The sequence below is a fragment of the Paenibacillus sp. Y5S-9 genome (genome assembly GCF_036894235.1).
In the GTDB taxonomy this organism is placed as follows: domain Bacteria; phylum Bacillota; class Bacilli; order Paenibacillales; family Paenibacillaceae; genus Paenibacillus.
Window position 1 is genome coordinate 5,152,066 of record NZ_CP145887.1, and the last position, 13,479, is coordinate 5,165,544.

Consider the following 13,479-nt stretch of genomic DNA (forward strand, 5'->3'; position numbering starts at 1 on the left):
GCTGGGTGGATAAATATATGTATAACTTTCCTTGAGGGTGCAGTGTTGTTTAAAGCACTGCACCTCCAAGAAAAAAGGACACATAATAACGTTTAATTCATGCGTACTCACACTAATTAACTTTGACTAGGCTCCATTGCTGATTGGCCCCGCCATTGTCGGCCCACTGAATAGTGGAGGCACCTGCGGTCAGAGAACCTTGATTGATGTCAACCGTCAGGCCACTGTTTCGATTCGCAAGTACCACATATCCTCCCACATCAATTGGCAGCCATTGTTGATTGTTGCCCCCGTTATCCTGCCACTGAATCAGAGCGGCTCCGCCTTGTGTGGAACCCGAATTCACATCCAGCAAAAGCCCACTGCCTACATTGCGAATGTTGTAATATCCGTTACCTGCCGACTCCAGCTTCCACTGCTGGTTGGCTGCTCCATTATCATTCCACTGAATGATCGTTGCCCCACCCGTAGAAGAAGCACCGTTAACATCAAGTGCAAGTCCACTATTGCGGTTGATTAATTTGTAGATTGCCCCGGATTCATATCCTGTACCACCATTGTAAGTTGCACCGGAAATGACGTAAGTTGTGACCGAGTTAGCCTTGGCCGTAGCGGTAAAGGTTTTATTTTGCACCGAAATATTGGTCAGTTGCTGCAACTTCTCTGTTGAAGAGGTCCGATATACTTGAGCAGACGTACCTGTGTTAGTAAAACGACTGAGATCATAGGTTACCGTTGTATCCGTCGATTCCGAATTGGTTGTAACCAGCACTACTTTGCCGGAAGCTGCATCATAGGCTGCAAGGGTATTGGCATCACTCATGCCGATAATCTTGTATCCGGGACGAATAAATTTGCTGTAGTTGCCCATGACATAATATTTTTGGTTCACGGTGTAACTGGTCGTTTGTGTATTGTTCAACACGTTCTTGAAGAATCCCCATCCTTCTGCACTATCCACGGCTTGCCAATACACCCATCCACTTGCGCCCATATTGCGAATATCCTTGAGGATGGTACGTGACATCGTAAGTCCGCTTGCATCCCCATCTCCATATTCCGAGGTCCACAGATGTTTGCCCGCAGACGTTGCTGTGTTGCGCAAAGCAGTACGATTGCTTCCGCCATACGTATGGGTGTTGATCTGAGTGATCGCTGATTTAACTGCATTGCCGTAGCTGTTGAACGACACATTGGTATCATCGATACTGTATTCTTCCGGTGCGCTCAGCTTCGTGGACAGGCCCTTCGCATTCAACGAAGCTTGTAGCTGACTCAGAATGGTGTTCTGATCCGCCCGGTCAAAGTGCATGCCCTCCTGATCATTGCCCTGCTTCCACCACGTCGAGATCGGTTCATTCAGTGGAGTTACACTATCAAATGTGATCCCCCAGTTATCCCGAAAATGCTTCACAACCTCGGTTAAGTAATCAGCAAAATCATCGTAGTAATCCGGCTTGAGGTTGTTCCCACCATTGGCCGAACCGGACACATTACCACTGATCGTCATCCAGTATGGTGCGGAATTCGCAAAAGCTTCGATAACATTCACACCTTGCGCTTTGGCAGCTTGCAGCATATATCGTTGGTTTGCATCTGCATTCCAGTCATACACGCCTGGAGAAGGCTGGTAACCAGGAACGGCTTTGCGATATTCGAGGATATTGGATGATGGATTATCACCGCCTCCAATGTTGTACCGCAGGATGTTCAGTCCCAGTCCGGTATTTGCATTGAACATTTTCTCCACATACTCATCCCGATTGGAATATTCTCCGACCACTTTGCCCCACCACGCGAGGGATGTTCCCCATCCTTCCATCGTCTGATATTGCTTCGATGGATCGGCAACAGCCGTGTATGCTCCTGCAGCAGATACCTCTGTCCCCAGACCTAAACTGCTTGTTAGCAGACTTCCTGCCAGCAGCAGCGAGCTCATTCGTTTTAACCACTTCATCCGCTTCACTCCTTATCATTTTACACTTGCACTCCGATGTCAGAACAACTTTCCGATCGCTGTTATCCCCAGATTTTTTTAATTATTCTCTAAAAGGGGAAAATCCGGGGATAAACGCGCACGCTTCGCTTCTTCAAGTTATTTCTGACCTCTCCGTTATCGTGTAAATGTATAGTTTAACTTAGAAAATAAACACCTATTATTGTGCAACCTCTCGGAAGGTCGCGTCTGACTTATCTATTGCGGTAACGACAGCTTCCAATTTCAGCACATTATTGTAATGTCTCAGATACAGGTTCGGGTTACTAAACGATGCATACGATGTCCAGCTGGCGTTAGCAAGTCCATTTACACGTTTGAACGTGGCGTCATTTCGGAACGTAGCGCTGCCGTCATTTTTCACAAGTGTGATGCTGCCATTATTATTGCGCAGGAAATAACCCAGATAATTCATGGACTCAAACGAAATGCCTGTTGCATTTGACAGCCCGGGAACGATCCGGAACTGTGCATCCTCCACCGGACTAACACTCGCATCAATCCGTGCCTGATAGTTGTAGTGACGAATGAAGCTGCCAGGTACATTGAAGGACTCCAGCTTGCGGATATCACCCGGTTGTCCGGACTCTTTCAATACGGTCATATGCCGGACCAGTCCGGTAAGACCTGCAATCTCTTGCTTGGCACCCCAAGTCTGGAAGTTGTCAGCAGAGTCGCTGTAATAATATTTTTGTGTCGCATAGCCGTCAAAGTAGATTCGCCATGAACCATTATCCAGCTGAACAAGCGCCGGACCTTCCACCCAAGATCCCCAACCTGCCCAATCCCCTGTGCCTTTAAAGGTATAAGGACCCGTTAGCGAGGTGGATGTCGCATATTCAATGTATTTGGTGGTCTCGTTTTTGGTAAAAGCATGATAGGTTGAGCCTGTCTTCACGATAAACGTATCAATATAATTGGGAGCAATGCCCGCCAGTTCAGTAGGGGCAGACCATGAGGTAGATGTTAGATTGCTACCTGAAGCTGTGAGTACATAAGGTTTGAAATTCTCATAGTTGCCTGGTGAGAGGGACACGATAATGTTCAGACTGCCGTTGCTGTCTTTGAACCATTCTGGTGCCCAAGTGTGTGCAATTGTGGTAGGTGTGGATAAAGTAATATTACGGACAAATGTCCAGTTTACCTTATCCGGGCTGGAGGCGATGCCGATGGTGTTACCCGACCAGTTCGTGGTGTAGACGACGTAATATAGACCATCTGTGTGCTTCATGATGCTGGGATCGCGAATCAGATTGGCCGGAGGTGTATAGGCTGGCCCTTTCAGCAAACCATAGTGGGTCGCATTATACGATTCATAGATATACATATTGGACTCACTTGTGTTCGTAAAGGCGGATATCGTATAAACACTTGTCGCTGCTCTGGCTGTATTGGGGAATAACATCGTTAATAGAAGCAATGTTCCGAGCAGCAGGATCATTCCGGCCTTGAAACCGCTGGACTTTTCTACTCCTATTCCTATCCCCTCTTCCTTCTTCGTCAACATTGGGTCATCTCCTTATCCATGATTAAATGGAATAATTAATTAGACTTAACATACCCTATGGCAGAATACACGTTATCTTGGAGTCAACCTCTATAAACACACCTTACGACTACCTGTTCAAATTCCAATTACATGAAGCATCACTCCCTTCACAGATCATGGATGAACAATCATTTTTATGTAAACGATTACAAATAATGATGCTACAAATGTTCCCTATGCTTATTTACAAACCTGGTTACCACAGTTCCCCATCCCCTTAGCCGAACTCACTCCCAAGACCGAATCCGAAGATTCACAAACCCAGGTCAATTGGGCTAAGAAAATGAGGGGGTAAAACTGCGGTAAAAATAAACTTTTGCGTTATGTGATGCTATTTTCTAATCCTGGTCCATTACTATAAAAGGCTGCTTCAAACTCGAACGATCTCGTTCCAGTCATCGCTCCCTTGCATCTCTAAATCAATAAGACAGCTAAAGATCAATACATGAGCTACTTCACCACAACCCATGGATAACGGGATGGCCCATCTAAAAGAAAACGTACACGTTCTGGTGTTTTACCTTCTTCATCGAACAAAAGTAATTCATTCTCTTCCTGTAGCCAGGCTACCGGGATCTTGTAATCCTCTTGCGGACCAATCTGCCAGTAACGACCCAGATGATGTCCGTTCAGGTGAATGGTTCCTTTGCTCATCCCGGTCAGGCGAAGCATCAAGTTTACCTTATGATGCTCGGAAAGGGTAGGCTTGGTGAAACGCCAGCGGTACCAAACGGGCTGACCGTACGAGTCTTGTGCTAGGAGGGTACCAGATGTAGAGTGAGCCTTCTCGCTCACCATAACACTTGAGATCCCATCGTCCGAGGTAACGGTCACCAGATTGGCAGTACAATTGCCACCTGAGGCGATACCAGGCTGTCCTGCACGCTGGATTGATCCCTGTCCAGGATGGAGCGCTTCCTGTTCTACCTCGTATCTCTCCCATTGTTGGGGAAGCAATGCATCCGTCCCTGCCATACGCCAATCCTTCAGTTCGCCCTGACTTGGATAAGTTATCAGTTCCAGTCGATTCAGCGATGAACGGCTATACGGCATTTCCAGTGTATTCGTCTCTCCGGGCTTGATATACAGAGATATGTCTAACGTCTGGAAGGCAAACCAATCCTGATATCCCTCCATCGGAACTTCGATGCCATTGATACAAAGACCTTTGCTCAAGGCACCCACAAGAATCGCGCGATCCATGCCATCCAGCTTAAAGCTCCTGCTGATACGTGGCGCCCCATGTATAGCGTTAACCTCATCGAGATGCACAAGTCCACTCTCCATATGCCAATCCCGACGAATATCCTGAACTTGGCCATTCAGATACACAGCACCAGCCAGACCTTTGCTCTCACCCAGATACGGGGAGAAGTTCAATCTGCCCATATGCTGCACCAGAATCTGAAGTGTATTCTTTCCTTTGGCCATGTGCAACTCCACACCTGCTGCCCCTACCTGACGCACTAATGCCTGCTGAACACCATTAACGATGATTCTGGCGGTATCCTGGATATCCGGCAAAATGAGACTCGTAATTCCTTCGGTTGGACTTTCGAAATCGCATTCGTACAATAGATAACCAAAATCTTGTCCATACCGGGAGAAGTCTTCCGGTTGTCCACTCGCCGAGCGTTGCTTCGCAGTTAACGTAATACGTGACAGCTCAGGAGAATCAGACAACGTCGGCGCACTCGGCGATGTCCATGGAAGCTGCTGCTGTATACCTGCAATAGATTCCCCGCCGGCTAAGAACTCGTGACCTGTTAACGTCCGTTCACCATCGGTCCAGTCACCAAGCAGCATAATCGTGCGATCCCGATCAGTGATCATGCCCTTGACCTGACCAGATGGTAACACGTCCACGTCATCAAACCCGATCACATAACGTAGTCCCTTCTGATCTGTTGCTTCCAATCGCCATGTTCGATTCATCATCTCTTGATCCAGAATGACGAAACGGATTGGCGTGCCGTTTGCTTCCAATTGGATCATTCCAGGCTCTTGGAAATGGAACAGATCGAAGCGGTATACGTTCCTTGCTGAATCATGTTCAACCAGCACTTGCACCGTACTGCCCGTGACGTTTAGTGCCCCGGCTTCCAGTTCAACAACAGAACGCTGCCCGGCAGCGGCCACGATGAACAGGTTCAATTCTCCGTTTATCATTTCATTGCCCGTAATCATCGTACCCGCAGTCAGGTATACGTGTTCAGCAATCTGTACTCGATCCAGCAACGGAACAATCTGTCCTGGATTCAGCGATACGGGAAGAGTACGGCCTTCCTCCAGCGTAATGTGCATGGTCTCCCGTTCATCCTTGTGACTCTCCAGGAACCAAATCTTCTGGTTGTTAGCCTGTCTGCCTCGTACAGATATGCCTTCAGAATGACGTACAACGATCTGTTCTTCTGGAATTTCCTCTGTTTCCATCAGAAGGGCCCCGAAAGCATGGACGAAATAAGACAGATTCTTGGTCACCGCATATTTCGATGTCACCCGTCCAAATTCGTTCAGCGGTGCATCATAGTCATAGGACGTAATCATGAAGATGTCACTGCTACCCATCGTTCTGCCGCCATATCCACCAAAATTTGTACCGCCGTAGAACATGTAATGGCTGATTCCGGTATACCCGGCACGCAGAATCTCCATGATACGTCTCTCCAGCAAAGGCGCCGTCTTCTGAATAGCCGAAGGCCCTCCCCAATTCTCGAACCATCCGGTCCAGAATTCCGTAACCATCTTCGGGGTGTCCGGCTGTTTAACTCGAAGTTTCTCATAATGCCCGTCAGCACCTGACCAGAAATTAGCCCCTTCAATCGTACCTTCCGCCCCGCCAACGCAAGTGATTAGGGTAGAGTCAATGCCACGATGCAACAATCCATCTCTCAGTGTGTTCATATGCTCACTTGCAGCTGCGTCATCCATCAGATACCCGTATTCATTCTCCACCTGAACGAGAATGACCGTGCCCCCGGCTGATAACTGGCGCTCCCGAATAATGGGCACAATGCTGTCAAAATACAAATTCACATAGTGCAGATACGTCTCATTATTTTCCCTGAATTTCACGCCGTCCTTCGTACCTAGCCAATATGGAAACCCGCCAAAATCCCATTCTGCACAGATAAACGGACCTGGACGCGCGATGACCCACATGCCCAGTTCTGCGCACAAATCCAGAAACGCGCCGCAATCGTTGTCCCCTTCAAAAGACCACTGTCCTTCTTCCAGTTCATGCACATTCCACGCAAAGTAAGTGTCGATGCAGTTCATACCTGCCAGCTTCGCCTTCAGCAGAACCTCACGCCATTCCTCCTTTGGCATACGGAAATAATGAATCGTTGCACTGTTCAGAAATACACGCTCTCCATTTAGGAAAAAGCTGCGTGCATCGTATGTTAATTCAGATAGAACACCATTCTCAGCCCTGGAGGTATTCTTCTCCAATTCCTGCAGCAAAAGGGATGCTTTTTCTGTCAAAGTTATCCCCTCCTTCTCTTTATTTATATAAATTGAACTAAAGATTATTTACACTGCACACTTCGATGACAGAACAACCTTCCGATCGCTGTTATCCCCAGATTTTTTGATTCCCTTTTCTCAATGGGAAAATCTGGTGATAGCGTATGCTTTCGATGTAGCTTTCTTGCAGAAAGCTTGTAGGCGCACGCTCCGCTTCTTCAGGTCCTTTCTGTCCTCTCCGTTCGGTGTAAATGTTTAGTTCAATTTATATAGGTTCATATGTCCTGTAATTCATTTAAGGGAACCATATCCGTTAAACTAAAAGCGATTTGCACGGGTACTACGATTACAGAACAACTTTCCGATCGCTGTTATCCCCAGATTTTATGAATTCCTTTTCAATGAGAAAATCCAGGGATAAAGGCGCACGCTCCGCTTCTTCAAGTTATTTCTGTCCTCTTCGTTTCTGTGTAAATGATTAGTTCAAAATGATATTGTTCATATTTACACCAGCACTCAGATGACCTAATAACCTTCCGAGTGTTATTATCAGTTCGCCTGCAACGTCACGCCTTCCAGTACAACCGTTGTGATGGAATTGTCGGCCGTAGGCACTTCAAGTCCGTTGGCATACACCGGAATGTCTTCAAGCTGTTCCATGTTTCGGTCCGGTGACGTCTGATACACCTGCGCAGTGGCTGATTTTCCATACGTGTACCCTTCCAGTTCAAACGCCGTTGTTCCCGCTGACAATTCATTACGAATCACCAGCACCAGTCTCTGACGTTCCGCGTCATAAGCCGCCAGTGTGCGTCCACCATCGGTTGGAATAATCGTCGCGCCGGGACGAATGAACTTTGTGAACTGGGCCATGCCATAATACTGTTTGGTCATCTCATACTGCTCTTCTCCGTTAAAGTTGGCATGAATGAAGCCCCAGTTATTATTGGCGCCTTCATCTTCAACGGCCTGCCAGTATACCCAGGCGGATGGCTGCATGATTTTCAGATCAAACATGATCCGCTCTGCCAGTTCTTGTACCGAGGTCATATCCTCATGACTGTGCGGCTCGCTGCCGCCTGTTCCGTACTCGGACATCCACAGCTTCTTGCCATGGCGTTCTGCCAATGTGCGCAGCTCTTCCATTTTGCTACCATTATAGGAGTGGGTATTGATCTGCTGGATTACGTCCAGCGTGTCCTGATCATAAAGGTTGAAATTAAACACCGTCTCATCAATGCTGTTATCGTCTGCGGCACTAATGACAGTTCCATCCAATCCTTTGCTCTTCAACAATGCAGCAACTTTCTTGATAATCTCGGCCTGTTTCTCATTGGTAAAATGACTGCCTTCCTGCATATTGCCCTTCTTCCACCAATCGGAGGAAGGTTCATTAAGTGGATTCAGTGTGCGGAAGGTGATCCCCCACTCATCCCGATAATGCTTCACGACTTCAGTCAGATAATCGGCAAACGCATCATACTGGTCGTCACGCAGGTTATTGCTGCCATCCACGGCTCCGGTAACCGATCCACTGATCGTCATCCAGTAAGGTGGTGAATTGGAGAATGCTTCGGCAATGTTCACACCGCGCTCCATCGAGCCCTGTAATACAGCACGCTGACCTGCATCAGCCTCCCAGTCCCACTCTCCAGGTTCAGGCTGGAAGCCAGGTACATCCCCGCCGGGACGGAGGGCTTTCATCTCCGGATTCTCCTCTCCGCCAATATTGTAACGAACGATGTTCAGACCTAATCCTTTCTCCGGATCAAAGACCAGATCCATCACTTCACTCACCTTCGCCTGATCCTTCCATCCGCCAAGATCGTTGGCCCACCAGGCAAGTGACGTGCCCCAGCCTTCAAAATGATCATAGGACTGATCCAGCTTCAGACGTACCGGTTCCTCTTGAAAAACAAGTGTTTTGGATGATTCATTGGCAAAATGATTGATAACAATTCCTCCTCCTGCCAGCAGGGCAATCAGGGCTACACCCATGAGGATATAGTTCCGTTTGCTCCTGCTGCGTTGTTCTTTATGCGCCATGGGCTATACAATCCCTTCTCCATGTACGGTAATTACTTCGTTGACCTTCAACGTCAGGTTCAGTACATACACAAACTACAGATACCTTCTGTTACTTGATTCCGCTGCTTCCGCCGCTAATGTTGGCTTCATAGACATAACGTTGTCCGAACAGATATACCAACACCATCGGAATGGTGAGGAACAGGGAAGCGATCATCACAAGGTTCCATGGTGGCATCTGCCCACCCCCTACCGTAGTCAACAGCTGCACCCCAAGTGCCAGCGGCATTTTCTCCGGATCATTGATATAGATGAGCGGCCCCATGAAGTTCCCCCAGTTATAGGAGAATGAGAAGATCGCAATGGCCGCAAGTATCGGATAAGTCAGTGGCATAATGATCTTCCAGTAGATTCCCGGGTGTCCCATACCATCGATCATGGCGGCTTCATCCAGTGATTTTGGAATACTCATGACAAACTGCCGAATCAGGAATACGTTGAACGCTCCGGCGAAGAAGCTTGGTACGATCAGCGGGTAAAATGTATTAATCCAGTCCAGATGACGGAAGATGATGAACTGCGGTACCATCGTAACCTCACCCGGAATCATCATCGTACTGAGCAACACAATAAACAGGAAACGGCTGCCTTTTGCCTTGATTCGGGCAAAGCCGTAGGATACGATCGAAGCTGATAATACCGATCCGACAATCGTAAAGACGGTAATGATGACCGAGTTTTTGAGATACGTGCCAAGATTGTTATTCGTGAAGATGGTATAAAAGTTCGACCATTGGAACTCCATTGGTACGAAGGTAAAAGCTGATTTGACGGTGGTTGCGTCACTTGCCAGTGCAATGGAGATCATGTACAGGAAAGGTGAAGCAAGCAGCACCCCGACCAGAATCAGAAAAATATAGGATATCGTCTTCTCCACAGTCGATGGATTACTCATTGGCTTTTCCCTCCTCGTAGTGCACCCATAGCGCCGATGAACGGAATACAACGAGTGTCAACGCCATGATGATGATGAATAGTACCCAGGCAATCGCCGATGCATATCCCATTTTGTAGAATTGGAACGCATTCTGGAACAAATAGGGAACAACCATCTGACTTGAATTGTCAGGTCCGCCGGCAGTGACGATGAATACCTGCGCGAAGGTCTGGAGCGCTCCAATCATGCCAGTCACGAGATTGAAGAAAATGACGGGAGTCAGCATCGGGAATGTAATATGGAAGAACGATTGCGTACTCTTCGCTCCATCAATGGCAGCGGCCTCGTACAGCTCCTGTGGAATCCCTTTCATCCCTGCAAGCAGCAATACCACGCCACCACCTACACCCCATAATGACATGAGAATCAATGCAGGCTTAACCCAGTTCGGATCAAGAAGCCAGGCGGGACCCTGAATACCGAAGATCGCAAGTGCCTGGTTGATCAATCCTTCCGTCGGTGCAAGCAAGTGGATGAAGAGCAATGAACTCGCAACCACCGGAACAACGGAAGGCAGATAGAACAGAATACGGAAGAAGGTAATCCCTTTGATTTTCTTGTTCAGGTAATATGCAATCCAGAGCGAGATCGACATGCCCAGCGGAATGGATATTAGTGCATAGAAGAATGTATTGCCGACGGATTTCCAGAAGATCGGATCATCGGTCAGTAACGTTTTGTAATTGTCGATACCGATGAATTCAGGGGACTGGAACAGATCCCAATTCGTGAAGCTCATATAGATGGAAAACAGGATCGGACCCAGGGTCAGCCCCAGAAACCCGATCAGCCAAGGCGAGATGAAGATGTAGAACCATTTCCCGTCCTTTTTTCTCACGTTAAGCCCTCCCATGACGCAGAGAGCAGATGGAACCCGCATTCACGCCGATTCCACCTGTCCTGCTGTCGCTGCTATTTGTGCATGTTCAGAAAAATCCTCTATTTGTAGAGTCTTTCCAGTCCACTCTGAATTTCGGTTACCGTATCATCAAGCGAGGCTTTGTTGTTGAAGTACACACCCAGCTTATCGTTAATGAGCTTCATCATTTCGTTCCATTGTGGATTGAACGGTTCTGCATAGATCGTTGATTCACTGAACGCAGCCATGTTGATTTTTTTGCCGCCGTATTCAGCATTGAGGAATTCATCACTGGACAAACCTGCTTTGGTTGCAGGAGCATCCTGACCGGCTTTGACCATCGGCATCTGTGCTTCCGGTGTGGTCAGTGCTTCGATGACTTTGAAAGCTTCTTCCTTGTGTTTGGAAGCGTTGGTAATCGTTAACCCGTTAAAGAATGCGTTTGTTTCGCCCCATACCGGAGAGATATCCCAATTAATGCCTTCCACCTTGGCAAGTGAACCGATGTTCCAGAACCCTGTTGTTTCCATGGCGATCTTGCCCTGAGCGAACAACGGATCGGCTCCGATATTCCCCATGTCGGCAATCTCGGTTGGTGTTGGTCCCGCACCGTGTGTGAAGGTCAGGTCATTCATGAATTGTAATGCTTTCCGCACAGGCTCTGTATTGAAGGTTGGTTTACCACTCTCATCGAACAATGAGCCACCGTTCTGGTAGATCAGCTGCATCCATTGCGGCCACCAGCTACCTGGGTAGTAACCCCATTGAACCGTTTTGCCATTCTCCTTCACCGTCAGCTTCTGAGCTGCCGCCATCAGATCATCCTGCGTCCAATCTTTGGTTGGGTATTCCACCCCAGCCTTGTCGAACAGATCTTTGTTATAAAAGAGGACCATCGCACCTGCCCGATCCGGCAAACCAAATTGTTTGCCATCATACTTCATCAGGTTGGCAATATCATCGGAATAACGCTCGGACATGTTCACATTGTTCGCCTGAATCATGTCATCCAACGGTATAATCTGATTCTTGGAGGCGTAAGCCTGATAGTTCTCGGCAATCATCATGATGTCCGGCGCCGTTCCTCCGGCGATCATGGTCTGTACCTTCTGGTCATAATCCCCTGCAACCACGTTCAGCTTCACGTTAATATCGGGATACGTCTGTTTCACAATGTCGAGTCGTTCCTGATAAATCTTCTTCTCATCCTCCGAGCCCCAGATCGTCATGCTCAAATCAACCTTGCCACCGGACTCGCCGGAAGAACTGTTTTTACTCCCGCTGCTACAGGCTGTCAGACCCATTACCATGACCAGCATCAATAACGAAATGACCTTTAAACTTCTTCTCATACGTTACGCCCCCTTGATATAATGAATGGATGACTACACTGAAACCCGTTTCATGAAATGGGTTTCATTAAGCTGAAACATAAAACCCGTTCCACTTTATGAAAGGGGTTTCATTCACGCACTCATTATATTTCACCCTTCGAGGAAATGTCAACGCTTTCTTTTCCAATTACAGGCCCTTTATCTTGCAGCAGGTCCTGTACTTTGACGCACAATCAGCTCCGGTTGCAGAATGATCTGCTTCTTCGGTTTGCCTTGGTTAATCAGCTCATGCAACACATCCACAGCCTGTTTGCCAAGCTGATACGTATTCTGGGATACGGTTGTCAGTTCCGGTATAACGGCACTGGCGAGCGGTGTATCATCATAACCCACAATGGATATATCCTTCGGAATCGAGAGCCCATGCTCAATCGTTGACTTAATGGCACCAATCGCTGTATTGTCATTGACACAGATAACTGCGGTGGGCGGATTGTCACGATCCAGTAGTTTGGACATCTCCCGTTTGCCGTCGTCGATGGAAAAGCTGCCGAGCAGTTGCCGTTCTTTTGGTATTTCGAGTCCATGCTCCCGAAGTTTCTTCTGTACAGCTCTGACCTTGACCATGGTGGTGGACAACTCTTTCAGGCCGCCAACAAAGGCGATATCGCGATGCCCCAGTTTAAGCAAATGCTCAGCTGCAAGGGCTGCCCCTGCACCTTCATCCGTGTACACCCGGTGGAACCCGCCTTTGGCAATATTGCCATTGACCAGCACGATTGGCATACGTTTGCCCATATCAATCAATTCCTGAGCCATGTCATCCGGACAGACCTGCATGTTAATTCGCCCGCCGAGGAAAATAATCCCGTCTACACGCTTCTCTCGCAGGATAGACAAATATTCAGATTCCCTGTTGTAGTCTCCTGCGGTATTGCACAGAAAGAAGGTATACCCCAATCCGCGAGCCTCATTCTCCGCACCCCAGAACACTTCCGGGAAAAAGGGATTCGTAATGTCGGGCAGGATGATGGCGATGGTACCCGTCTCTTTCTTGATCAGACTGCGCGCCTGCGCATTGGGCTGAAACTGGTGTTTTTCAATGATGGACATAATCTTCTCTCGGGTGCTTGCACGCACAGGTGCCGTATCATTCAGTACCCGGGAGACCGTCGCTACAGATACATTTGCTTCTTTGGCGATGTCGTATATGGTGATCGGTGTCATAGCGGAACCTTCCTTTTTCTC

8 protein-coding genes are annotated in these 13,479 nt (G+C 48.0%); all 8 read right to left on the reverse strand.

Annotated elements, in window-relative coordinates:
• Positions 1-112: 112 nt before the first annotated feature.
• The 8 genes from V6669_RS22665 to V6669_RS22700 all read right to left on the reverse strand — a co-directional run bounded on the left by V6669_RS22665 (position 113) and on the right by V6669_RS22700 (position 13,458).
• Complete coding sequence (locus V6669_RS22665) at positions 113-1,957, reverse strand: RICIN domain-containing protein (protein ID WP_338588182.1); 1,845 nt, start codon at positions 1,955-1,957, stop codon at positions 113-115.
• Positions 1,958-2,156: 199 nt separating this feature from the next.
• On the reverse strand, positions 2,157-3,503 hold the full coding sequence (locus V6669_RS22670) for a glycoside hydrolase family 43 protein (protein ID WP_338588184.1): 1,347 nt from the start codon (positions 3,501-3,503) through the stop codon (positions 2,157-2,159).
• Between the two features lie 492 nt (positions 3,504-3,995).
• Positions 3,996-7,031 (reverse strand): beta-galactosidase, encoded by a 3,036-nt coding sequence (locus V6669_RS22675; RefSeq protein ID WP_338588185.1) that lies wholly within the window; start codon positions 7,029-7,031, stop codon positions 3,996-3,998.
• Between the two features lie 531 nt (positions 7,032-7,562).
• Positions 7,563-9,059 (reverse strand): glycoside hydrolase, encoded by a 1,497-nt coding sequence (locus V6669_RS22680; RefSeq protein WP_338588186.1) that lies wholly within the window; start codon positions 9,057-9,059, stop codon positions 7,563-7,565.
• A 91-nt stretch (positions 9,060-9,150) separates the two neighbouring features.
• Positions 9,151-9,996, reverse strand: coding sequence for a carbohydrate ABC transporter permease (locus V6669_RS22685; RefSeq protein WP_017687022.1), 846 nt, complete (start codon positions 9,994-9,996; stop codon positions 9,151-9,153).
• Positions 9,989-10,876 (reverse strand): sugar ABC transporter permease, encoded by an 888-nt coding sequence (locus tag V6669_RS22690; protein WP_036668619.1) that lies wholly within the window; start codon positions 10,874-10,876, stop codon positions 9,989-9,991. Before V6669_RS22690 ends, V6669_RS22685 begins: the two co-directional genes overlap by 8 nt.
• Before the next feature lie 101 nt (positions 10,877-10,977).
• A complete protein-coding gene (locus V6669_RS22695; protein WP_338588188.1) occupies positions 10,978-12,249 on the reverse strand; it encodes a sugar ABC transporter substrate-binding protein in 1,272 nt (423 codons plus the stop codon).
• Between the two features lie 180 nt (positions 12,250-12,429).
• A complete protein-coding gene (locus tag V6669_RS22700; protein ID WP_338588189.1) occupies positions 12,430-13,458 on the reverse strand; it encodes a LacI family DNA-binding transcriptional regulator in 1,029 nt (342 codons plus the stop codon).
• Between the last annotated feature and the right edge of the window lie 21 nt (positions 13,459-13,479).

Bases quoted from the DNA above. Each gene is read 5' to 3' on its own strand.
- V6669_RS22685 (WP_017687022.1), bottom strand. From the start codon at position 9,996: ATGAGTAATCCATCGACTGTGGAGAAGACGATATCCTATATTTTTCTG.
- V6669_RS22695 (WP_338588188.1), bottom strand. From the start codon at position 12,249: ATGAGAAGAAGTTTAAAGGTCATTTCGTTATTGATGCTGGTCATGGTA.
- V6669_RS22700 (WP_338588189.1), bottom strand. From the start codon at position 13,458: ATGACACCGATCACCATATACGACATCGCCAAAGAAGCAAATGTATCT.
- V6669_RS22670 (WP_338588184.1), bottom strand. From the start codon at position 3,503: ATGTTGACGAAGAAGGAAGAGGGGATAGGAATAGGAGTAGAAAAGTCC.
- V6669_RS22680 (WP_338588186.1), bottom strand. From the start codon at position 9,059: ATGGCGCATAAAGAACAACGCAGCAGGAGCAAACGGAACTATATCCTC.
- V6669_RS22665 (WP_338588182.1), bottom strand. From the start codon at position 1,957: ATGAAGTGGTTAAAACGAATGAGCTCGCTGCTGCTGGCAGGAAGTCTG.